Origin of the sequence: Ekhidna lutea, assembly GCF_900188325.1 — a bacterium.
In the GTDB taxonomy this organism is placed as follows: Bacteria; Bacteroidota; Bacteroidia; order Cytophagales; family Cyclobacteriaceae; genus Ekhidna; species Ekhidna lutea.
The window spans coordinates 69,281-92,109 of sequence record NZ_FZPD01000005.1; the positions used below are offsets into that span (position 1 = coordinate 69,281).

General features: G+C 41.2%; 18 protein-coding genes. 12 read left to right on the top strand and 6 right to left on the bottom strand.

Features of this window, described 5'->3' with window-relative positions:
• Nucleotides 1-57: 57 nt before the first annotated feature.
• Nucleotides 58-339 carry a hypothetical protein gene (locus tag CHB71_RS14335; RefSeq protein WP_089357633.1) on the top strand — a complete coding sequence of 94 codons (282 nt, stop codon included), beginning with the start codon at nt 58-60 and terminating at the stop codon, nt 337-339.
• A 14-nt stretch (nt 340-353) separates the two neighbouring features.
• On the opposite strand, the gene CHB71_RS14340 is transcribed toward CHB71_RS14335, so the two are convergent.
• Genes CHB71_RS14340 through CHB71_RS14350 form a run of 3 tightly spaced genes read right to left on the bottom strand, consistent with a single transcriptional unit; the run spans nt 354 to nt 1,953 of the window.
• On the bottom strand, nt 354-875 hold the full coding sequence (locus CHB71_RS14340; protein WP_089357634.1) for a GNAT family N-acetyltransferase: 522 nt from the start codon (nt 873-875) through the stop codon (nt 354-356).
• A gap of 6 nt (nt 876-881) precedes the next feature.
• Nucleotides 882-1,454: a hypothetical protein gene (locus tag CHB71_RS14345; protein ID WP_089357635.1), complete on the bottom strand. Its 573-nt coding sequence runs from the start codon at nt 1,452-1,454 to the stop codon at nt 882-884.
• Nucleotides 1,444-1,953, bottom strand: a complete 510-nt coding sequence (locus CHB71_RS14350; RefSeq protein WP_089357636.1) for an RNA polymerase sigma factor — start codon at nt 1,951-1,953, stop codon at nt 1,444-1,446. Before CHB71_RS14350 ends, CHB71_RS14345 begins: the two co-directional genes overlap by 11 nt.
• A 120-nt stretch (nt 1,954-2,073) precedes the next feature.
• On the opposite strand from CHB71_RS14350, the gene CHB71_RS14355 reads away from it, so the two are divergent.
• A complete protein-coding gene (locus CHB71_RS14355) occupies nt 2,074-3,042 on the top strand; it encodes an NAD(P)H-dependent flavin oxidoreductase (RefSeq protein WP_089357637.1) in 969 nt (322 codons plus the stop codon).
• 5 nt (nt 3,043-3,047) lie between these two features.
• Here the strand turns inward: CHB71_RS14355 and CHB71_RS14360 are convergent, their stop codons facing one another.
• On the bottom strand, nt 3,048-3,407 hold the full coding sequence (locus CHB71_RS14360; protein WP_089357638.1) for a cupin domain-containing protein: 360 nt from the start codon (nt 3,405-3,407) through the stop codon (nt 3,048-3,050).
• A gap of 131 nt (nt 3,408-3,538) precedes the next feature.
• Between CHB71_RS14360 and CHB71_RS14365 the strand changes: the two genes are divergently transcribed.
• From CHB71_RS14365 to CHB71_RS14385, 5 genes are all read left to right on the top strand, one after another.
• The gene (locus CHB71_RS14365) at nt 3,539-5,107 is read left to right on the top strand and encodes an NAD(P)/FAD-dependent oxidoreductase (protein WP_089357639.1); all 1,569 of its coding nucleotides are present in this window, start codon (nt 3,539-3,541) and stop codon (nt 5,105-5,107) included.
• Between the two features lie 151 nt (nt 5,108-5,258).
• Nucleotides 5,259-9,194 carry a beta strand repeat-containing protein gene (locus tag CHB71_RS14370; protein WP_089357640.1) on the top strand — a complete coding sequence of 1,312 codons (3,936 nt, stop codon included), beginning with the start codon at nt 5,259-5,261 and terminating at the stop codon, nt 9,192-9,194.
• Between the two features lie 9 nt (nt 9,195-9,203).
• Complete coding sequence (locus tag CHB71_RS14375) at nt 9,204-10,412, top strand: flagellar hook assembly protein FlgD (RefSeq protein ID WP_144017438.1); 1,209 nt, start codon at nt 9,204-9,206, stop codon at nt 10,410-10,412.
• Complete coding sequence (locus tag CHB71_RS14380) at nt 10,409-11,449, top strand: PorP/SprF family type IX secretion system membrane protein (protein ID WP_089357642.1); 1,041 nt, start codon at nt 10,409-10,411, stop codon at nt 11,447-11,449. Before CHB71_RS14375 ends, CHB71_RS14380 begins: the two co-directional genes overlap by 4 nt.
• Nucleotides 11,450-11,457: 8 nt before the next feature.
• Nucleotides 11,458-13,512 (top strand): OmpA family protein, encoded by a 2,055-nt coding sequence (locus tag CHB71_RS14385; protein ID WP_089357643.1) that lies wholly within the window; start codon nt 11,458-11,460, stop codon nt 13,510-13,512.
• Here CHB71_RS14385 and CHB71_RS14390 read toward each other — a convergent pair.
• Complete coding sequence (locus CHB71_RS14390; RefSeq protein WP_089357644.1) at nt 13,509-16,394, bottom strand: CHAT domain-containing protein; 2,886 nt, start codon at nt 16,392-16,394, stop codon at nt 13,509-13,511. The genes CHB71_RS14385 and CHB71_RS14390 overlap by 4 nt on opposite strands.
• Nucleotides 16,395-16,499: 105 nt before the next feature.
• Entirely contained in the window at nt 16,500-17,024 is a 525-nt protein-coding gene (locus CHB71_RS14395; protein WP_089357645.1) for an NADPH-dependent FMN reductase, read from the bottom strand.
• Between the two features lie 133 nt (nt 17,025-17,157).
• Here CHB71_RS14395 and gldA point away from each other — a divergent pair, with 133 nt between their 5' ends.
• From gldA to dnaN, 5 genes are all read left to right on the top strand, one after another.
• On the top strand, nt 17,158-18,057 hold the full coding sequence (gene gldA, locus CHB71_RS14400; protein ID WP_089357646.1) for a gliding motility-associated ABC transporter ATP-binding subunit GldA: 900 nt from the start codon (nt 17,158-17,160) through the stop codon (nt 18,055-18,057).
• On the top strand, nt 18,054-18,782 hold the full coding sequence (gene gldF / locus CHB71_RS14405; protein ID WP_089357647.1) for a gliding motility-associated ABC transporter permease subunit GldF: 729 nt from the start codon (nt 18,054-18,056) through the stop codon (nt 18,780-18,782). The genes gldA and gldF overlap by 4 nt, the downstream gene beginning before the upstream one ends.
• The gene (gene gldG, locus CHB71_RS14410) at nt 18,779-20,455 is read left to right on the top strand and encodes a gliding motility-associated ABC transporter substrate-binding protein GldG (RefSeq protein ID WP_089357648.1); all 1,677 of its coding nucleotides are present in this window, start codon (nt 18,779-18,781) and stop codon (nt 20,453-20,455) included. Before gldF ends, gldG begins: the two co-directional genes overlap by 4 nt.
• Nucleotides 20,455-21,348, top strand: coding sequence for a DUF4340 domain-containing protein (locus CHB71_RS14415; RefSeq protein WP_089357649.1), 894 nt, complete (start codon nt 20,455-20,457; stop codon nt 21,346-21,348). The genes gldG and CHB71_RS14415 overlap by 1 nt, the downstream gene beginning before the upstream one ends.
• A 231-nt stretch (nt 21,349-21,579) precedes the next feature.
• Nucleotides 21,580-22,704 carry a DNA polymerase III subunit beta gene (dnaN, locus tag CHB71_RS14420; protein WP_089357650.1) on the top strand — a complete coding sequence of 375 codons (1,125 nt, stop codon included), beginning with the start codon at nt 21,580-21,582 and terminating at the stop codon, nt 22,702-22,704.
• The last annotated feature ends 125 nt before the right edge of the window (nt 22,705-22,829 follow it).

A 22,829-nucleotide genomic window follows, 5' to 3' on the forward strand; every position in this document is an offset into this window, starting at 1 on the left:
AACTTCCTTACAATAAAATCGTTATGTAATAAAAACTCACTATCACAATCACTCATTATGGATGCCCAGCAAGTACTAAATAAGTTCCTTGTTCAAATTATTCTTCAAGATGCTCTGAAAGATCGGGAAGAAACGAAGATTTTTATTCCGACATCATTCGCACGGGAGTTGGAAAGAAATTTAAAACTTAAGACATACAAGGATCTTGGGTATGGTGGTTACCGGGTGATTTGCGGGCCTTTTCACAATATCTCAGCTTATAATAAGATAAAAAACGTACAAATGGTGATTAACACCAGAGGGGAAGTAGTTGAAAGTGAAGCAAATAAAATGTTTTGATTTGGTGTAAGGTATTAAAAGTGAAGAACCATCTGATCTTCTCTAAAGTATTGCCCTTTCCATTTAATCGCATTGACTTCTGAAGCGTAGGTTTTAAAACCAAATTGCTCATAGAGTTTTTTTGCCTGTTCATTTGTTGGTATGACAGTTAAGTTAATTTGCTCAATGCCTTCAATCTTTCTGGCACGGAGAATGACTTCAGCAACCAGTTGTTTTCCAACTCCTTTTTTTCTGTATTCTTGAGAAACAATTAGTCTTGAAAGTAAACCTTTGTGCCGCAGTTTCTCTCGATTCTCACCTAACCTCTTGAAAGTGACAACACCAATTAATTTAGCGTCATCAAAAGCACCTAAAGTAAAATTATCAGGTGTGTTTGATTGAACAAAAGGAAGGTCCAGATCATCATTCGGTGATATTCGAAAGCACTCATGATCACACTCAAGTGCGCTCAATACCAGGTTCCGGTAGTTTCTAGCTTCTGAAACTAGTAATTCTTTTATTTGGATGCTATCCATACTCTTTGATGGGGAGTTCATGTTAAATTAATCTTCCAAAAGTTTCCTTTTTAATGCTAATAGGTTTCTCTGGCGAGGAACGTGACAAGCTTTTCTCTCCCATCTTACCAAAAAGAAGGCAAGTGCAAACATACCAATCATAAACAACCATTTTTCCATTGATGCGCCGAAGTAAAGCATTTTACCAAGTACGAAAACTCCAATAGGAATCAGGTAGTAATAGATCATCATGGTTGCTATCTGTATCATTGAATGACTATTGGCAATTGCGTGATCCAACTCACCCATTAATGATCGGTCAAACGTGTCTTCTTTTTTCTTTCTTCTGATGCGGAAGAAGGCAAGGAATGCGACAGTTAGGGCCATAATCCCTGCACCGGCATAGTCCCACAATCCTTCTTTGTCCGTAATGGCATCCACGAGCAAAATCACAGCAACGATGCTATTGATAGCCATAAGTGCTATCTCTACGGTGTTAATTCTTCTGCTGGCTGCATCTTTCTTACGCCCGATGCTGTTGTGCAGTGCTTGTTGATCTATTGCGTACATCGTTTCTCCTTTTTGTTCGTTCCAGATTTTTTGCATTTTCTCAAACTCCATATTCGTACTGTTTTGAGTTTTCTGTCAATTGTTTTTTGATTCGGTGAATTTTCACCCCGATGTTGCTCTCAGTGATGCCCATCATATCGGACATTTCTTTGTAGCTAAAACCATCGAGAAGAAGGAGCGTGAGTGAGCGATCAATTTCATTGAACTTTTTGATTTCATCATAGAGCCAGCCTATCCGCTCATCGGATGATTCATTCTGAGCCATAAGCAGGTTACCCATTTTCTCCACTTCCTGATGACCGTCCGTATGCTTACGTTCCTTTGTACTCCATTTGATTGCTGTGTTTAAAGCAATGCGATAAAGCCAGGTGGAAACAGCTGAAGCTGCTTTAAAATTGGGTACAGACCGGTACACCTGCATGCATACATCCTGGAAAAGATCATTCTGATCCTCAGTAGTAAAGGCGTATGATCGTATCACTTTGAAAAGTAATGCTCGATGTTCATCAAGCCATTCATTGAAAATCTTACGTTGTTCGCTTTCCTTCATTTTCGAATCGTTACCCCATTAGTATCGGAAGTGCCGGGTTTCTTACATTTCAGAGAATATTTTTTTTCATCAGCGAAATCTACCCGATTAACCTATCTTGGAAGCATCTAACATAAACTGATGAAAACGAAAATTACGGAACTATTCAATATTGAGCACCCAATTATTCAGGGAGGTATGCATTATGTTGGCTATGCGGAACTGGCAGCTGCCGTCTCTAATGCCGGTGGTCTGGGAATAATTACTGGCCTGACACAAAGAAGCCCGGAAGATCTGGCTGCAGAAATAAAAAAATGCCATTCAATGACCGACAAGCCTTTCGGGGTAAACCTAACGATTCTGCCAATGGTAAACTCCCCGGATTATCCAGGTTATGTAAAGGCGATAGTAGAAGGTGGTGTTAAAATTGTAGAGACGGCTGGCAGGAGCCCCGAGAAATTTATGCCGGCGTTGAAGGAAGCTGGGATTAAAGTAATACATAAATGCACAAGTGTAAGACATGCATTAAAAGCAGAGAAAATAGGGTGTGATGCGGTGAGCGCTGATGGATTTGAGTGCGGCGGTCACCCTGGTGAGGATGATATTCCCAACTTCATCCTCTTGCCGCGGGTATTGGAGGAGTTATCTATTCCCTTTGTTGCGTCCGGAGGTATCGGTACAGGTTCACAACTTGTCGCCTCGCTGGCATTAGGTGCAGAGGGCATAAACATGGGAACGCGCTTTTTGGCTACCAAGGAAGCACCGGTGCATGAAAATGTGAAACAAGCCATTTTAGATGCTTCGGAACTGGATACCCGGTTGATCATGCGTAACCTCACAAACACCGAGCGGGTTTTGAGAAATAGCGCGGTGGATGAGCTCGTGGAATTAGAAAAAGCGAAAGGAGAGGAGATTACCTTTGATGAAGTTGCTCCTTTTGTGGTGAGTAAATACAGAGATATTATGAAAAATGGCAACATGGATGCAGGCGCATGGAGCTGCGGCATGGTAGCAGGCTTGATTCATGATATCCCTTCTTGTAAGGAATTGATTGATCGGATGATGAAAGAAGCCAATGCAATCATCCACGATCGCCTGGCTAAATTGTAGTTTACTTATCCCAGCTGCTCCTCAATACTCTTTGTAACATGAGATTCCACTTCACCTGTATGTGCTGTGGATTTATTTTCAATGAGCATAATCTGACATTCTTCAGTAGAGGAGACACGGTGGTTAACAGCCTTTTTAACGACATAGAAGTCTCCCTTTTTCATCGTAAAGGGAGCTTTTCCTTCTTCTTCAAATAGCAGCTCACCATCCAGGATAAAGAATGCTTCATCCTCATTGGCATGATTGTGCCAGGGGATATCCTCGCCTTTGATCTTGGCTACTTTCACATAAACGTCGTTCACTTCACCAATGACTTTGGGTGAGAAGTAGTCGGTAACTTTTGATAAATGATCCTGAATATTCATGGTTTAAAGATAGCTGGAGTTCTTTTTAGACCCTGAAATAAATTCAGGGTGACTTAAGTTTTATATTCTGTCATTCTGAACTTGTTTCAGAATCTATCAAATTCAATCGACTTCAAGACTACTTTTGCACCATGCCTATTCACGATCTGGTTGTACCCCCCGAAGTTGGGTTTAGTTCTGCAGCACTTGAAAATCATTTAAAATCTTCGGGTCAGTTCAAAGAAGGACAGTATGTGGACATTCTTCGTCGATCTGTAGATGCTCGTCAAAAAACCATCAAGGTAAACCTACGGGTAGAAGTAAGGGACACTCCTCCTGAAGTGGAGTATGTGGAATATGAAAAGAAAGCGCATAATGTTCGCAATGCTGATCCTGTCATCATTGTGGGTGCGGGTCCTGCCGGACTTTTCGCGGCACTTAGAGCGATAGAAGGGGGGTTAAAGCCAATTGTGCTGGAAAGAGGGAAGGATGTTCAGTCCAGACGAAGAGATCTGGCCGCTATCAATAAAGAACATATAGTGAATCCAGAGAGTAACTATTGCTTTGGAGAAGGAGGAGCAGGCACCTATTCGGATGGTAAATTGTATACCCGATCAAAAAAGCGGGGTAGTATCCGACGCGTTTTTGAAATTCTGGTAGCGCATGGTGCTACATCTGAGATTTTGTTTGAATCACATCCACATATTGGCACCAATAAATTACCAAAGTTGGTCACGGCTCTTCGAGAATCCATCGAAGTAGCCGGAGGAGAAGTCCACTTCAATACGAAGGTGACAGATTTTATTATAGAAAATGGAGAAATGAAGGGCGTTGTAACTGAAAATGGAGGAGCCCTAAATGGGATTGCCGTTGTTCTTGCTACAGGTCATTCAGCGAGGGATATTTTTCGCTTGTGTAAAGAGCGATCAGTAAAAATTGAAGCCAAACCATTTGCCCTAGGTGTCCGCATCGAACACCCTCAGCAACTCATTGATAAGATTCAATATAAATGTGAAGATCGGGGAGAGTATCTTCCTGCTTCTGCTTATTCACTCGTTTCACAAACTACGCTTAAGGGTGCGAAACGTGGCGTTTTTTCCTTTTGCATGTGCCCTGGCGGATTCATTGTTCCCGCAGCTACGGCACCTGGTGAATTGGTGGTTAATGGCATGAGTCCATCTCGCCGAGATAGTAAATATTCAAACTCAGGTATGGTCGCCGCTGTAGAAGTTGAAGATCTGGTTTCATACAGAAAATATGACAATTTGGCCGCAATGGAATTTCAGGCTGATGTGGAAAAGCAGGCCTGGAAAATGGGTGGGGAAACACAAGTGGCTCCTGCACAAAGAATGGTTGATTTTGTGAATGGAAAAGTATCTTCTGACTTGCTGGAAACTTCTTATCAGCCGGGGCTCCATTCGGTGGATATGATGGAGGTACTCCCGGATTTTATTGGGAAGCGATTACGACAAGGCTTTCAATATTTTGGACAAAAAATGAGAGGCTACCTAACCAATGAAGCTCAAATCGTTGGAGTGGAAAGCAGAACATCATCACCTGTGCGAATTCCACGTGATAAAGAAACCTGCGAACATGTAGAGGTGAAAAGATTGTTCCCATGTGCTGAGGGAGCAGGTTATGCAGGCGGTATTGTCTCTGCAGCTATGGATGGAGAACGGTGTATGGAAGGTGTATTTCGATTGTATGTATCTACTTCATGAATCCGATTTTTGACAAAAATCCCAATGAATTTCATTGGGTAGAAATAGCACCCTGTCTATCAAATCATATCCTATATCGAATAGCCAAAAAATGAGGGATTTAGGGTGGTCGAATTGGCTATTTTTATGGATTCAAAAAAGCCTATAGTCTATGAAATTCTCAGCTTTCCTAAAAGTCACCATAATCACTTTTGGCCTTGTCATTCTTTCTTATTCCGGACATTCGCAGGATTTTTCTGCCGGGATCAATGTGGATAAAACAGATATTAATCCAAATGCAGTATTACATCTAAAGTCAGGTGAAGATGGCAGGGCTCGTGGATTATTAATTCCTTCAATCAGCACATCGCAGCGGACCGGGATGAATCTTACAGCTGCAGACAATGGCTTATTGGTTTTTGATAGTGATGAAAATGCTTTCTACTTCTGGGTAAATGGTACAGGCTGGATACTCACATCTAATACAGATGAACAGGATCTGGCCAATGTGCTGGGTCAAGGGAATAATGCAGGAGGCCTGGTCATTGAAAATGTGGGTGAACCTGTTAACCCTCAGGATGTGGCCACCAAAAATTATGTAGATAGCCAAACCACTCCTGATGAACAGGATTTGGAACTCTCCGGAAATACATTAACGCTGACAAATGATCCAACTTCAGTAGACCTGTCGCCTTATTTGGATAACACGGACAATCAAAACCTTTCTAGTGTATTGGCTTCAGGCAATGACGCTGGAGCGATCACCATTACGAATTTACCTACTCCTGTCAATCCAGCAGATGTTGCAACGAAAGGGTATGTGGATAGTAATATCGGTATTACTGATGTGACAAGTGCTGATATCCTGGATGGAGAAATTGCCAATGAAGACATCAATGCAGGAGCAAATATCGCATGGAGCAAGATTGATAAAACGGGTGCTAATGTCAGTGATTTCACGAATGATTTAGGCTTCATTGATAATAATGTGAATCCTGCTACGGGTGATGTTTCAGGAAATTTTGCAACTGGTCTTTTTGTTGATTTGGTTGGCGGAACTACTGCAGGTGATGTGGCTACTGCTACAGGAATTGTTCTGGGGGCTACAGCTCTCGATACAGATGCGTCAGATGATTTAACTACTGCCGACGTTGGTTTAGCACCAAATCAATTGATTTCACTTGATGGTTCGGGAATTTTACCAGCAGTGGATGGAAGTGCCTTGACTAATTTATCTGCTTCTGCTATAAATACAGTAACCGCTCCTCTAGATGGTGATGTGTTAACATGGGATAATACCAATGGCCGGTGGGATGCCGGTCCTGGTGGATCAGGGTTAACACTTCCATTTTTCGCTTCGCAGGCTGATGCAGGTTATTTGTTTGATGTTTCGCAAACGGGCGCTGGTGGAGCTGGAAGTTTTTCAGTAATCAGCACAACAAATACCTCAGCAGCTTTAGACGTAAATACCAACGCAGATGCAGGGATTGGTCTGAGGGTAAATGCATTCGGAAATACAAGTAGCTCTGTTACGGGAGAGTTCAATGCAAGTGGTCCACAAGGGACTGCAGGTATTTTCCGAATAAACGATGGATCTAATCCATTTTCAGTAATCGAAGCTGTTACTGTTGGAATGGGCGATGGGATTCTAATCGACCACTCAGGAACCAGCGGTAGCGGAATTTTCATAAACATGAGCAATGCTAGTGTTGATCCTGCGTTAGAAATTATTAATTCAAACGGGCCGTCTATTGTAACTGATGGGGATCTAAATGTGGGAGGTGTGATTTTTGGAGATGGGAGTGGGATAACAAACTTGCCTGGATCAACTGATTCTACAGCTATATACTCGAAGATGCAGTCAGATTCTATCCATTTTGAGGGAGAGCTCGGATTTTTGGATTTTGAGTTAGATACTGATTCTACTTTCTTAAGAGGACTGATCGATGGAAATACTTCATCAATTAGCGCACTAAACTCTGTAGATTCAGCGACTATTTACTCAAAGGTGCAGTCAGATTCGATATACTTTGAGGGCGAGCTGGATGCCGACTCACTCCATTTTGAATCAAAATTACTCGGCTTTGCAGATTCTACGGCCATCTTTTCTAAGGTCCAATTAGACTCGATATACTTTGAGGGCGAGTTGGATGCCGACTCACTCCATTTTGAATCAAAGTTATTTGGCTTTGCAGATTCTACGGCCATCTTCTCTAAGGTCCAATTAGACTCGATATACTTTGAGGGCGAGTTGGATGCCGACTCACTCCATTTTGAATCAAAGTTATTTGGCTTTGCAGATTCTACGGCCATCTTCTCCAAGGTCCAATTAGACTCGATATACTTTGAGGGTGAGCTGGATGCCGACTCACTCCATTTTGAATCAAAGTTATTTGGTTTTGCAGATTCTACGGCCATCTTCTCTAAGGTCCAATTAGACTCGATATACTTTGAGGGCGAACTGGATGCCGACTCACTCTATTTTGAATCAAAGTTATTTGGCTTTGCAGATTCTACGGCCATCTTCTCTAAGGTCCAATTAGACTCGATATACTTTGAGGGTGAATTAGACATTGATTCAGCATATTTTGAATCAAGACTGGTTGTCACTGAGCCCAATACATCATCAATTATAGGAGGAAGTGGAGTTTCAGGAACTATTACCGGTATCAATAACTCCATATATGGGGTAGATGCAGGGGCAAGTTTAACCACCGGTCAAAACAACACATTTATTGGTAGAGAAGCTGGGAACGGCTCAAATGCTTCCTCCAACACACTAGTTGGTTATCGTACCGGACTTACAACAACCGGGGGACAAAACGTTTTCGTAGGTTTTAATGCTGGTTCAGCAAATACGGGCGGTGCTAACAATGTTTTCATTGGGAGCCAGTCTGGACTTGGAAATAATACCGGAAACTTTAATGTTCTCATTGGGCAAAATGCAGACGTTGGCGCTGCAGGTTTACAAAACGCCATAGCCATTGGCTATAATGCAACAGTTAATTTGAGTAACTCTCTCGTACTTGGTGGTACGGGTGCTGATGCTGTCAATGTTGGAATTGGAACAACTACTCCATTGGTTAGTCTTGATGTAACTGCAACTGATGCTCTGAAACTTCCAGTAGGATTGGATGGGCAAAGGCCATCATTTACAGCAGCTCAGATGAAAGGAATGATCCGTTTTAATGACACCCAAACTTTGTTCGAAGGTTATGATGGGTCAGCATGGATAAAATTAGGTTTTGACTTGCCTTTTACGGCATCACTAGGCAATGCTGCTACACTCTTGGATATTGCCCAGACAGGTACAGGTGCCGCAGGGCGGTTTCAGGTAAATAATGGTACCAGTTCAGTGCCTGCGCTGGAGGCTTCTTCAAACGGAGCGCCTGGTTCTGTGGCTTTCAAAGCAGTGGGTAATGTTACAGCAAGTGCTGGTGAGTTTGTGGTGGATGGGTCAGCCACTGCACTTCAGGTAAACAACACTGCAACATCAACAGGAGCACTCGTGTCCTTCCAAAATATTAACGGTACAAATACAAGCAACATCGTGGACATCAATACCATTGGTACGGGAAGTGCTTTAAACATTTCTCACAATGCTACCAATGGAAGTGGAATTCGAATAGATATGAACTCAAGCAGTGCCAACCCTGCTATAGAGATCGTAAATAGTGCAGGTGCTTCATTGACTACTGATGGCTTTGTTGGAATTGGTACATCTTCACCAGCCTCTACCCTCGATGTAAACGGTAACGCCAATATTCAAGTGGATTTGAATGTGACTGGTAATACAAGCATAGGAGGTGATTTTGTGAGCGCAGTAACAGGGCCGATTGCTGAAGGAGGAAATACAGCATCTAGAATTGTAACGCTTTCTCCAGGAGGAGCTATTGATAACCTAAATGGGGGCGTAGTTGGAAAAGAGGTGATTTTGATCGCCACAGCTGGAGCGGCAGTTACCATTCGACATAATACCGGTGCGCCAGCCACCAAAATCATGCTTAATGCTGCAATAGATTATGTAATGAATCCAAATAGCACACTACATCTTGTATATGTATCTAATACTATTGGATGGCTGGAAGTAGGAAGGGGAGCTCAATAAACTGTGAATATGAGTAAGATAGCGTTTGTATTTATTGTTCTATTGAGTCATTTTGGTCACTCCCAATCCATCAATTTTGGAGACTCAACCACCTTGTTTGTAGGGGAAGGTACCAACTTCTTTTTTGGTGGGAGTACCACGCTAGGTGGTTCACTCGACAATGAAGGGACTTTGGATAGCTACGATAGCATCAACCTGGGCTCAAACACGTCCATTGGAAACATAACATTTAGTGGAGTTGAAGATCAAGCGATATTTGGCACCACACTGATGGTAATTGATTTTGTTGTAGATAAGGATGATACTCTTTTTCTAAATACGAATGAAATTGAAGTTACAGGAGAACTAAGAGCAAATAACGGAATAATTAAAACACAAAAAGAGGATGATATTCTGGTTTCAGGATCCAGTCAGACGAACGGAGCAGGATATGTTCAAGGAAAGCTTTTTGGTAAATCTAAAGGCGGCCCTGTCACATTCCCAATGGGTGTGAATGGAGCACCGAATTATGTGACTATTTCAAATCTTCCAGATCAGACGGTGGTAAGTGTTGAGTGTAAGTTGCCTAATTCCAGCACATTAATCCGGGATCAAGATATTATTGGAATAAGTGACGATGTAGAGTGGATTATTTCTTCAGAAGATTCTGTTGAAATACAATTAACAATTGACTATTCGGGCATTGATTGGACGAGCCTTGTGGGCGATACAACCATTAACTCGGATTTGTATTCACCGGCTATCGTTCTTTTTTCAAAAGATGACTCACTTTATCACGCATTAAATGGTACCATAATAGATGTAGATAGAGGATTTTTACCGCCAACTGAAGAGAGTATAACAATCAATGAGTCTTTTTGGATCGGAAGCTCAGGTAGGAAATTAGCGCTCGCGTTTATCCCATTAATAAAGGAGCCGGAAAACTTTATTCCAACCGCATTTTCACCCGGCGCTACTATTGAAGATAATAAGGTGTTCAGAGCATTTTATTCTGGTGCCATCGTAACGGAAATATCCATCGCTGTGTACGACTCATTTAACAAACTAATATTCAGCGCGAATGATGGTGGTGATAACCTGGATTTATCCCAATACACCTGGGATGGAACATTAAAATCTGGTTTAGAAGCTCCTGAGGGCGTCTATTATTATAAGATTCGCATAGTGTCAGAAGCAGAGGTAATTAATAAAACTGGTGCAGTCCTCCTGGTAAAATGAGAAGAAATTACATAGTCATTGCGTTTCTTTTGATTGGCTCGTTTTCCTTTGGACAAGAGGGGCAGTTTTCTCAATATTTTGCAAGCTCTTCGATTTTAAATCCGGCCTTCACGGGGACTATTCCAAACCTTTCTTTTAATACGAACTATAAAAGAGGAGGAGATAAAAGTCAGGAATCTTTTCTTGAATTGATGCAAGTGACTTTCACGTATCCTTTTAAGAAAACAACGAGTAAAGACTTTCAGACCGGGGGTGCAGGAATCACCTTCTTTCAGGAGAAAAGAGGATTTCAGGGTATATATAACTCCAAGAAGGTATTATTGACCGGAGCTTATGCCATGCGTTTAAGCCGATTGAAGAATGAATCCATCATCTTTGGCTTGCAGGGTGGAATAGTGGAACACCGAATTGACGGATCAAGCTTAACATGGGGTTCCCAATGGAACAAGTACATTGGTCATGACAATGCCCTGACTGGGGAGGAAGTTGGCTCAAATCCAATCGTATATCCCACATTCAATTTTGGCGTGATATATACGATCTATGACAATGAAAACAGGTATGTAAGAGACAGAAGTTTGATTGTTGGATTGAGCGCTGATAACCTAAACAGACCTAAAGTTTCATTTGATGGATTTGAAGGGGCGAGGAAAAGCCTATTGCTTAAAGGATTTGTATCATCAAAGCTACCATTAACTGCTAGATGGTATATGCATCCTTCCGCTTATGTGCTTTACTCTCAGGGTAATACCCAGATAAATGGAGGGCTCTATGTCTCAACCTTCATCAATTCTGCAAAATCAAAGACTGCCGTGCAGTTGCAGTTAGGCTCTTGGTATAGACTGGAAGACTCCATTATTGTATTGGCCGGATTCGAGATCGAAAACCTGAAGATTGGTTTTAGCTTTGATCTCAATACACAATCATTCGATATCAACCAGGAATTGGGCGGCAACCTTCCCACTTATGAAGTTTCGTTAACTTATAACCTGGACTTAACCAGTCCACTCAGAAATATTTCAAGTCCTATATTCTGATTTTTAAAATGAAGAAAGTACTCAACGTTTTGATCATGTTAATGAGCTTGTTTGCTTATGCCCAATCTGTGCCTAAACTACTCGGAATGGCTGATGAGCTGTATCAAAATGACCGGTACCTGGATGCGATCGAATTTTATGAGAAGGTTGTGGGCATGGACAAAACAAATCAGCAGGCGCGCTTTCGTCTGGCACAATGCTATAATAGAACACTACAGTATGATAAGGCTAAATCAACTTTTCTGAACCTGAGCAATACGCTCAATCATGAGTATCGCGCAAGATCGCTTTATAGCTACGCTAATCTGCTAAAGCAGGAGAGCAGGTTCGAAGAGGCTGATTCCATTTACTTTTTTCTGATTTCTGTTCCTGATGCCGAGCCGTATCTGGTTGAGCTGTCCAGAAAGCAGCGTGAAGGATGTCAGCTTGCCTTACGTCAAGAAAAAGCCGATAGAGGATTCTCAATTTCGTTTATGGAGGATATCAACTCCGACTTTCATGATTTTGGTGCGGTGCTAAATCCGTCCAGCGATCATTTGGTTTTGGCCACAACCAGAAATCTCCCCGGCGTTCAGTATGAAGGAAGCCAATACGAAGGACTTCTTCCGGATTTGGCTTCTTTTGAACGTAGAAATAACAATCGATGGCGAATGTCATCATCTGAGCAGCGATTTTCCGATCTCAACACGCAATGGGCAGAGGGATCGGGATCATTCACAGGGGATGGACGTACATTTTACTTCTCTTCATGCAGGGGTGAATCAGGTGCAGACTGTGGCATCATGGTAAGCTACCTGGAAGGTGAAAACTGGAGTGAGCCTGTACTACTGAATGACTATATCAACGAGCCTAACTCTGAGAATAAGCATCCGTCAATTTCAGTTACAGGTGATACCTTGTTTTTCGTTTCAAATCGTATCGGAGGGAATGGGGGTAGCGATATTTGGATGAGTCTAAAGGGATTGGAAAAAGAATCGTGGACCCCAGCGATAAACATGGGAGCGGTAATCAATTCTCCTGAAAATGAAATCACTCCATACTATTCGTCCGCTTATGAATGCTTATTGTTCGCAAGTGATGGGCATGTTGGGTATGGCGGTTTTGACCTCTATGCTGCAAAAGGTGAATCATTTTTTGAACCTGAAATTTATAATCTTGGCGATCCATTCAACTCTACATGGGACGACACTTATTTTGCTATTTCTGATACGGTAGGCTTCCTTTCTTCCAATAGAGTAGATCATGAATTGCTTAACATATACAGTTTCTCTGTAAATAATGAAAAGCTCTTTTTGTCCTTGTTGATTTCAGGAGAATCACTCATAGATTCAAGGCTGGTGTCTAAGTTCAGAGACATACAATCTCTCGATTTGGTCACTTTTAGGGTAGAGGATTATGCAGGTTATGACCTCTTTGAGCCAATAAGACCTTCAAAGCCAAAACCGAAGATATTGGAGGATGTCGTATCAGGTGAATTAGGTGAAATTAAGTTTGAGCATCTATATTTTGATTACGCATCTGCAACCTTACGTCCAGAGTCTCAGGTAGCGTTGCAGGAATTAGGACTCCAGTTAGGAGATAGATCATTTGAGTCAATAGATATTCTTGCTTATACTGACAGTATTGGTTCAGACTCTGCGAATCTCTTGTTGAGTAACAATCGCGGAAATTCCGCAAAAGATTTCCTGGTTTCATTAGGAATTGATTCTAGTCGGATCAATGTACTTCCACGTGGTGAAATACCTTCTAAGGATAGTGATCATTGGTATAAACGCATTCTTAAACGCCGTGTAGAAGTTATTATCAAATCAAGCGAATCAATTGATTTACCATTAGCCAAAACATATATCCTAAGACAAAGTATGTCACTTCAGGAGTTGGCTGGTAAGATTGGAGTTGATTTTAACGAATTGAAAAAATGGAATGGTAATCAGGAAGGAAAACTAGCTGCCGGCAGTACCATTCGTCTGGTTGAATCAGGAGATGCTGAAAGACCAATTAAATTATTAGTTGATGAAACGGATTTAAGCTTGTTCGAAAAACAAGCGAAAGACCAAGGCTAACCCTTTGAGACTAGTATATAAGCTCCCCAGTTATACGGATTCTTATCCACTTTTCTGAATTGAGCTCGGGCATTAAAAAATGCCTGTTGTGGATCACTTTCTTCCAGAAGCGCTTTATAGAATAAATTCATAAAATTCCTAGCTGCCTGGTCATTGATCTTTACTAGAGAAAGCAAAACGTTTTGAGCACCGGCAACAAGAAATGCTCTTTGTAAACCAAAGACTCCCTCGCCATTTTGCACTTTTCCGAGACCTGTCTCACATGCCGCTAATACCACAAGATTTGTTTGATCAAGTACCAGGTTCATAGCTTCATATGCCGAAAGCAAGCCATCATTCTCGCTACCATCTCCACGACTTAAAAACAAGCCCGAGCTATGTAAGGGATCAGCGTGATTTGGATCATCAATAAAATATCCGTGCGTAGCTATGTGAATGATTCCGGGATTCGAGAAACTTTTGATCTGATCTTCTGTGGCGTCTTTAAAATAGAAGGTTTCAGTCTTCCATCGCCTTACATTTAGGATTTCGGTAATGTCGTTGGCTTCTCGTTCAGCTCCTGGCAGCTGCTTCATGGTAAAACCCTCAATCTTAGAAAAATCTGGATTACCAAAGATTTTAGCTTCCCTTAACAGATTGGTGGGCTCCCTGTATAGCAGATCCTTTCCACTTGTGATGTTGATAATGTCATACTTATCTGACATATAGGTATCGGCAACAGCATCATAGAATACCACAGGGTTCAGTTTGTGGTAAATTCCGTCTGGAGACAAGTAAATCTTATTCACGTCTGACAAAGTACTATCTATAGGTTGCCAGAAAATCTGATAGCTATTCTTATCCTTTACACCGTATTTTAGTGCATTTCTGTAAGTGGCAAAACCTTTAGTGAAGTCCATAGCTGCCAGCTTTACAGGTTTCAGCACACTGTCTTTCTTAACGACAAACGCCACATAATGAGATTCATCCTCAAAAGCCTGATCTATTCGCTCATCTATTACATCAACCTTATAATCACGATATTGGATGATATCTACCATTGCTGTGCTATCTTCTAAGGCATTACTAATCTCAGCCCAATGGTGATAGGTTGTTTTTTCCTGATCGGCAAAAACTTTGAATTTTCTGGATAGGTCTTTTTCAAGAGCAGCACACTCCTCTTCCAATTCGGTAATGGATATGCCTTTCTTTCTTCGATCTTCTTCTGTCAACAAATAGGCCTGTGCCAAGCTGTATTTTTTCTCCCGCCAGGTATTGTAATCTCTTTTTATTTTGTTGTCGTCACTGTTTTGGATAAGCTTTCTCATTTTCTCAGAAGCATAAAAAAGGATACCCCTGGTGTTTAAGAAGTGATTTAAGGCGTTTTCAGCGTATGGTCCGGATATGTTTTCATCCTTAAATGCAAGAGAACAAAACCGCTCAATATTGTAGCGGGTTTCGTCGAAATAAAGCTTGCGCTGATTATCTGTAAGTACAGGAAAAATATCCTGCATGTGTTTGATCTCGGCATCAAGTGCATGGTCAAACGATTCCATTGCAGATTGGTAATCCTTAACAATCATATAGTACAGTCCGAGATCGTTGACAGTCTTGATGTATAGTGGATGATAATTTCCTAGTGTATTTGCGCGTATTCTCTTTGCATCCTGGAGTAGTTTTCCGGCCAGAGAGTAGTTGCCGAATTGGAGATACAATAAGGCTACATTGTTAAGAGAAGTGGCATAGTTCGCATGCTCGGTTCCGTATATCACTTTATCCATGTCTAGCACTTTCATATACAAATCCAGTGCTTTCGGTAGCTCGCCTTTTTCTTTATAAATGCTTGCAAGATTATTCAGACTACTGGCATAGTCTGGGTTCATAGACCCAAACAGTTCAAGAAAACCTTCTGCACTTTCTTTAAAGCATTCTTCGGCTTTCTCGATGTTTCCCTGGCGCATGTAGATGGTACCAAGGTTATTGATCATATATGGGCGCACGTTGCGGATATCACCGGCTGTGTTGATTGCCCGATCAATGTATTCGTTTGCCGTCTTCAGGTCATTCAAACGATAATAGAGAACACTTAAACCATTGAGTGTTTCCAGCATCATGATTTGGTTATCCTGGTAGCCACTGGTTTTCTTTTCCAGGTTATGGAGTAGGTAATTTTCAGAGTCTGAATATTCACCCTGTTCTATTTTTAGTGCTGATAGTCTGTCGATCGCCCGGAAGTATTGAATCTCATCTTTTCCTTTGGCCATTTCTACTGCTCGTAGCAGCTCAGATTCACTTTTTTGGAGGTCTCCAAAGTGTCGGTATGTCGTTCCTAATTCTATCTGTAGAGCAATAGTAACAGAATCTTTATACCCTCTTCCAATGGTTAAAGCTTGATTAAGCGCATCCAGACTTTCCTGGAAATTACCTACTTCTCGGTGATAGACACCATTACGATAAAGAAAACGGATCCTGGCATCTCTGTTGCCGCCGTATGCTGCTTCTGTTACCCTTCCCGCAAGGTTTAAATAATCTCCTGCCTCATCAAACCGACCCAACTCCTGATAGAGGGCAGATAGGTTGTAGTACAGACCTAAAAGATCTGCATGTATGGAGTCTTTCTGCTGAACCTCCTGTTGAATTCCGCTTTTAAATGCATTGAGACTTTTCTGCTTATCGTTTACTTCCCACAGGATCAGGCCAACATTATTATACATTCCGGCAATCCCAATTTCAGTCACACAATTAGCAGAATCCAGGTCTGTGAGCAAGGAATTTGCGTAGAATTTAGCCTTTAATGGGTAGTTGTATTTAAAGTAGTTGGCACTGTCAAGTTTTTGAAGACAAGACTGTCCAAAAAGGATGGCACCAAGAAGGGAAAATGTAATAGCTAGTCCTAAACGCATAAACAACAATCTTCGCTAAGTTTAAGATAGCAAGGATATTACATTCTGGTGGTTATCCATTCTCTTTTCCTACAAACACAGGTGCTTTAACGATGAAGCTACTAACTAGAAACTAATAATAGCTTTTGCCTGATCTTTCAATCTTTTCGTATACGATTCATCTGTGATTTTGCCAGCTTCCATCTTTCCATTGATTCGCATCAATTTTGGTTTATTGGCAAGGACGTGCATGCCTAAATAGTTGAATATATCCGTCAAATGGCTCATCGCCATCACAGCACCCTGCATTCCGGAAGACAAGCCCACAATCGCACACTTCTTACCTTTTAGGGTGCCAGGAAATTCAAGTGCGTCCAAAAAAGTCTTAAGGATTCCAGGAAAGGACCCATTGTATTCAGGTACAATGAAAACAAACTTCTGTGCTTCCTTCATATGATCCCTTATGGGATTAAAATCCACATTCGTGCCCTGATTTTCATATAAAGCAGAAGAGATGAAATCGTTAGGTAGCTTTTCCAGGTCGATGATCGTGGAGTCAGCACCTTCGCTTTTCAGAATCTCCTGATATTGTAAGGCTACCTGCATAGAAATAGAATTTTTACGATTTGTACCGCTGATGATTGTAATCATATAGGAATTTCTAAATCAAAATTGTAGTTGTGGACACATATAGAAATATTTGTCCGATAATTGCGTTTCTGGTCTGTCTAGATCGCAAAGAAACAATAAACCTGTAAACCACAAGAACGTCTTTTAGTTCAACATGTCCATCGTAGTAGATAATCTTACAAAAGTTTACGGTTCCCAAAAAGCACTAGATAGTATTTCATTTGAAGCTTCTGAGGGGAGAATCACCGGTTTTTTAGGCCCAAATGGAGCGGGTAAATCCACCACAATGAAAATTGCTACAGGGTTTATTGGATTAACCTCAGGTTCTGTTTCTGTAAATGGGATTGACGTTACAAAAGAACCACTTCAGGTAAAACGTATAACCGGGTACTTGCCCGAGCATAACCCACTCTACCTGGAAATGTATGTAAAAGAATACCTTGGATTTATTGCCTCTTCTTATGGCTTGAAGGATAAAAAAAATCGAGTAGAATCAATGATTGAGATGTGTGGGTTGGGGCAGGAGCAACATAAGAAGATTGGTGCACTTTCAAAAGGTTTTCGTCAGCGAGTGGGGCTTGCTCAGGCGCTCATCCATGATCCAAAAGTGCTGATTCTGGATGAACCTACAAGTGGATTAGATCCCAACCAGCTCGTAGAGATTCGAAAGGTTATCAAAGAGGCAAGCAAGGATAAGACTGTCATTCTTTCAACGCATATCATGCAGGAAGTGGAAGCACTCTGCGACAAGGTGGTGATAGTCAATAAAGGTAAGATTGTGGCAGACGATGAGGTCGGGAATTTAAAGGCTATGAAGTCAGATCAAATCAGCTATCAGGTTGAATTTGAAGAGGGTATAGATCAGAAGCTGTTCGAAAAGGAAGGGTTAACGATTACCAATTTGGAGAATTTTGTATATCAGATTTCTGCTGATGAAGACCCAAGGAAAGTCATCATGAAGGTAACAGGAGATCATGCATTGCCTTTGATTAATATTTCGAAGGTGGAACAATCTCTTGAAGGTGTATTTCAGGAATTAACAAAAGGGGCATGATCACAATCCTAAAAAAAGAAATAAACGAATTTCTAGATTCACTCATTGCCTATGTAGCGATCGGAATTTTCCTTACGGGAATAGGGCTTTTGATGTGGGTCTTCCCTGATACGAATGTATTGGACTATGGGTATGCGAGCATGGAAACGCTCTTTTCGTTGGCACCCTATGTTTTTATGTTTTTGATTCCTGCCATTACCATGAAAGCATTCGCGGAAGAGAAAAGAAGCGGCACAATAGAGCTGCTTTACACCCTCCCTTTTCGGGACATTGAAATCGTAATAGGAAAGTTTCTGGCAGGGTTTCTACTGGTTGTTTTCTCGGTGCTGCCAACTCTGATCTACTACTTTTCGCTTTCCTATTTGGGAAATCCGGTTGGCAACATTGACACAGCAGGGATTACGGGCTCTTACATTGGGCTGATCCTGCTCGGAGGCATTTTTACTGCTATTGGTATTCTATCATCTGCTCTTACAGGGAATCAGATTGTTTCATTCATTTTGGCGGCCTTCTTATGTTTTGCTTTCTATGCAGGCTTTGATTCCATTGCTTCTATAAATGTCTGGTTAGAGACCTCTTTTATCATCGAACAAATTGGCATTCTCTCACATTATGAGACGCTCAGTAAGGGTCTCATAGATTTAAGCGATGTGATTTATTTTTTAAGCATGATCGTGCTGTTTTTGTACTTAACTAAAATCATCTTAAATGTGCAAAAGGGATGAGTGAAGGAAAGAGAATAGTACTTCTTCAAACGATAGTAATTGTCCTATCTGTTTGGTTAATAAACCAACTGGCTGACCGGTATCGTGTACAGTTTGACCTGACTGAAGAAAAGAGATACACCATTTCTGATGCCACAAAAAGACTTTTACAATCTTTGGATGAAGAGGTTTATTTTGAGGTTTATCTGGATGGTGATTTACCTTCCAATTTTGAACGATTTCAAAAATCGATTGGTGAGATGCTGGATCAGTTTGCAGTAGAAAGCAACAATCGAGTTCAGTATAAATTCACTGACCCGGCTCAGGCTACAAATCTGCAGGCGCGAAATCAATTCTATCAATCACTGATTGATAAGGGCGTACAGGTGACCAACCTAAATTACAAGAATGCAGACGGTGACAAAATGGAAAAGCTCATTTTCCCCGGAGCATTGGTGTCAAAGGGAATACGGGAAGTTCCTGCTAATCTTCTCAAAGGAAATAGTGCTGCCGGGCCTGAGGGTATGTTGAATCAAAGCATTGAAGGATTGGAATATGAGCTGGCCACAGCAATAACACAGCTAATAGATGGAGGTACTAAAAAGATCGCTTATATCACTGGACATGGCTCTCCGGACTCCTTAGATATCGCAGGGTTTAGAAGGACAGTACTTTCCAAATTTGATTTGTTTAATGTTTCCTTGGCCGGTAGAAATGAGCTGAGTGGATATGATGCTGTTATTATTGGTAAGCCAACACAACCATTTACAGAAAAGGAAAAATACCTTGTAGATCAGTACCTGATGCGTGGAGGTAATTTGATCTTTTTCATTGACGCATTAAGTGTGAATATGGACAGTGCTTCTGGCGAAGGCACAGTGGCTATTCCGTATGAGACCAACCTTACCGACCAACTGTTTAGATACGGCGTTCGAGTCAACCAAAACTATGTGCTGGATGTGAACAGCGGGCAGTTTCCTGTAGTAGCGGGAAACATGGGTAATCAGCCGCAAATTCAAATGATCCCATGGCCGTTCTTCCCAGTATTGACCAACTTCAGTAAGCACCCTTCAGTCAGAAACCTCGATGCGATACTTGGACGGTTCGTTTCTGAAATAGACACAGTAAAAGCTGAAGGGATCAGTAAAACACCATTAATCAACACCAGTCAGTATACAAAGCTTTTGGGCCCTCCTGTTCGTGTAGCTTTCAATGATTTGCGAGATGAACTTAGGCCGGAAAAATTCACTGATGGGCCAAAGACTGTAGGCTATTTGCTGGAAGGAAGCTTTACTTCTTTGTATGCAAACAGACTTGTTCCAAAAGGAATGAACAAAGGTTCCTTTATTGAGCGAGGTGAACCTGGAAAGGTAATCGTAATAGGAGATGGAGATATTATCAGAAATGATCTGGATCCGGAGACAGGTGAGCCACTGGGACTTGGAGTGGAGCCATTCACAAAGACCACATATGCCAATGAAGAATTTATTTTGAATATTCTTGATTACATGGTGGATGAATCTGGATTGATAGAGACACGTTCCAGAGAAGTGAAAATAAGACCCTTGGATCGGGTCAAAGTAACAGAACAGCGCACAAAATGGCAGCTGATTAATTTAGTTGTTCCTGTGATTTTAATCTTGATTATTGGTGTGGCAAAGTGGTATATGAGAAAGCAGAAATATTCTAAGTAATGAGTAAGACAGTAAAATATATCCTAGCAATCACCGCTCTTTTAGGAGTTAACCTATGGTTGTTTTTATCTGACCCTACTGATCAAACAGCTACTTCTGAAAAATACTTTCAAGAAGAAGATATGGAAGCTGTTAGTAGATTTTTGTTTGTATTAAATGGCGACACAACCCAAATAGAACGATCAGAACAAGGCTGGACACTGAATGATGAGTATAAAGCTGATGAAGGTTTTGTTAATACCTTAATTTCTATTTTAGAAAGAGTGGAGGCAGGAAGAACAATTGAAGAATGGGATCAGGATATTATGGGTAGCGTAGAAGTTGAGTTTGATTTTAATTCCAGATACAGATTTCAATTTGCTTCCAATCCAATGAAAACAAAGTCTTATTTCATAGCGGATGGCAAGGCCAGAGAAGTGGCCGTCCCGGGTTATAAAGACAATGTAGTGGACATATTTACTTTACACTCTGATCAATGGAGAGATCGGGTAGTAGTAGACGGCAACTGGCGTACGATTCAAAAAATTGAAGTTGTCAATAAACGAGGAGAGGATTTTGAGATCACTTTTGTAGATAATTTTTTCCTTGTAGATGAAAAGCAGCCTACTGATAGCTCATCGGTCGTAAATTACCTGAATCAGTTTGAGGGCTTTCAGGCCAATGAAATGCTTTCAAAAGGGCGATTCGAAAACATGGATAGTCTGGCAGGGACCGAACCCTATGCAAGTGTGGTCATAGATGATATCAAATTAGAACAGCCTGTTCGATTGAATTTTTATCCAAATTTGAATGGTCAGCCCTATCATTTGGTCGTAGATCAGAACAATCAGCAAATGGTGATTGATTCACGAAGGGTGCAGCAAATTTTGACAAATCCGAATAACACTAACTAGCAGACAGTTTTTCTGTTGTAGGTAGAAATTCCTCCCTTGAGGAAGGTTAGGAGGGTGTTAACTATTTTTTTGCCAAACAACACCCCTATGGTCCACTCAAGCCTGTCTGCCGACAAAGGTAGAGGGACATTTCTGATGTGAAACCAGCACTGATTATCTCATAATTTGTGTTTAAATTAGCCACCCGAAAATCAGGGACTCAGTCCTAAATCACTAAGCTTTTACATACATATGAAATTCATCGTATCATCATCTTATCTTTTAAAGCAACTTTCAGCCATCAATGGTGTGATTACAACGAATCCTGTTGTGCCAATCCTTGAAAATTTCCTGTTTGAAATAAACGATGGCAATCTAACAGTAACAGCATCTGATCTACAGACAAGCATGATTACCGAGTTGCAGGTAGAAGCAAAAGAGGATGGAAGCATTGCAATCCCTGCAAAGATTTTGTTGGAGACTTTGAGGAATTTACCCGAGCAGCCGGTTACGTTTTCGATCGATAGCAACACATATAGCATTGAGATCAATTCTGACAATGGGCGATACAAGCTTGCCGGTGAGAATGCAACAGACTTTCCTAAAATCCCTACAGTGTCTGACGGGTACGCTGTAAACATGTCTTCAGAAGTTCTGAGTAGAGCAATCAATAATACCATTTTTGCTACATCCAATGATGAGCTTAGACCTGCAATGACCGGTGTATTTGTGAAGCTTGATGAGACCAACACAACTTTCGTTGCAACTGATAGTCACAGACTGATACGATATAGGAGGGTAGACGTGGCAGCTGATATGGCGCACAGCATGATCATCCCTCGTAAAGCATTGACGTTGCTGAAAGCGACTCTTCCACAGGAGTTAACGAATGTAAATGTGGAGTTTAATGCGTCAAACGCATTTTTCAATTTCAATCAAGTGAAGATGATCTGTCGCTTGATCGATGAGCGCTTCCCGGATTACGATAACGTGATTCCATTGGATAACAACAACAATGTGGTCGTGAAAAAAGGTGAGCTTTTAAGCTCATTGAAACGAATTGCTATATACGCTAATAAAACCACTCATCAGGTTAGATTGAAAATCACTGGAAGTGAATTAATGATCTCAGCAGAAGATCTGGACTTCTCTAATGAAGCAAACGAACGACTTACATGTGAGCACGATGGTGAAGATCTGGAAATAGGATTCAATGCCAAGTTCCTTGTAGAGATGCTAGGAAACATAGATTCAGATGAAATTACAATCAAACTTAGTGCGCCAAATAAGGCCGGTATTATTACACCAAATGATAAAGATGAAGAGGAAGACATCCTGATGCTGGTAATGCCTGTAATGTTGAATAATCAAGTGTAATCTATAGGTAACTTAAGATCTAAAGTGATGCTGGGAAGTATCACTTTTTTTGTTTAAAGCCTCTTCCATATCCCCTTGCGAAGCGACGGAGGAGCCAGACTTGGGGATCTCAAAACCTAAATCAT

Bases quoted from the DNA above. Each gene is read 5' to 3' on its own strand.
- CHB71_RS14335 (WP_089357633.1), top strand. From the start codon at position 58: ATGGATGCCCAGCAAGTACTAAATAAGTTCCTTGTTCAAATTATTCTT.
- CHB71_RS14340 (WP_089357634.1), bottom strand. From the start codon at position 875: ATGAACTCCCCATCAAAGAGTATGGATAGCATCCAAATAAAAGAATTA.
- CHB71_RS14345 (WP_089357635.1), bottom strand. From the start codon at position 1,454: ATGGAGTTTGAGAAAATGCAAAAAATCTGGAACGAACAAAAAGGAGAA.
- CHB71_RS14350 (WP_089357636.1), bottom strand. From the start codon at position 1,953: ATGAAGGAAAGCGAACAACGTAAGATTTTCAATGAATGGCTTGATGAA.
- CHB71_RS14355 (WP_089357637.1), top strand. From the start codon at position 2,074: ATGAAAACGAAAATTACGGAACTATTCAATATTGAGCACCCAATTATT.
- CHB71_RS14360 (WP_089357638.1), bottom strand. From the start codon at position 3,407: ATGAATATTCAGGATCATTTATCAAAAGTTACCGACTACTTCTCACCC.
- CHB71_RS14365 (WP_089357639.1), top strand. From the start codon at position 3,539: ATGCCTATTCACGATCTGGTTGTACCCCCCGAAGTTGGGTTTAGTTCT.
- CHB71_RS14370 (WP_089357640.1), top strand. From the start codon at position 5,259: ATGAAATTCTCAGCTTTCCTAAAAGTCACCATAATCACTTTTGGCCTT.
- CHB71_RS14375 (WP_144017438.1), top strand. From the start codon at position 9,204: ATGAGTAAGATAGCGTTTGTATTTATTGTTCTATTGAGTCATTTTGGT.
- CHB71_RS14380 (WP_089357642.1), top strand. From the start codon at position 10,409: ATGAGAAGAAATTACATAGTCATTGCGTTTCTTTTGATTGGCTCGTTT.
- CHB71_RS14385 (WP_089357643.1), top strand. From the start codon at position 11,458: ATGAAGAAAGTACTCAACGTTTTGATCATGTTAATGAGCTTGTTTGCT.
- CHB71_RS14390 (WP_089357644.1), bottom strand. From the start codon at position 16,394: ATGCGTTTAGGACTAGCTATTACATTTTCCCTTCTTGGTGCCATCCTT.
- CHB71_RS14395 (WP_089357645.1), bottom strand. From the start codon at position 17,024: ATGATTACAATCATCAGCGGTACAAATCGTAAAAATTCTATTTCTATG.
- gldA (WP_089357646.1), top strand. From the start codon at position 17,158: ATGTCCATCGTAGTAGATAATCTTACAAAAGTTTACGGTTCCCAAAAA.
- gldF (WP_089357647.1), top strand. From the start codon at position 18,054: ATGATCACAATCCTAAAAAAAGAAATAAACGAATTTCTAGATTCACTC.
- gldG (WP_089357648.1), top strand. From the start codon at position 18,779: ATGAGTGAAGGAAAGAGAATAGTACTTCTTCAAACGATAGTAATTGTC.
- CHB71_RS14415 (WP_089357649.1), top strand. From the start codon at position 20,455: ATGAGTAAGACAGTAAAATATATCCTAGCAATCACCGCTCTTTTAGGA.
- dnaN (WP_089357650.1), top strand. From the start codon at position 21,580: ATGAAATTCATCGTATCATCATCTTATCTTTTAAAGCAACTTTCAGCC.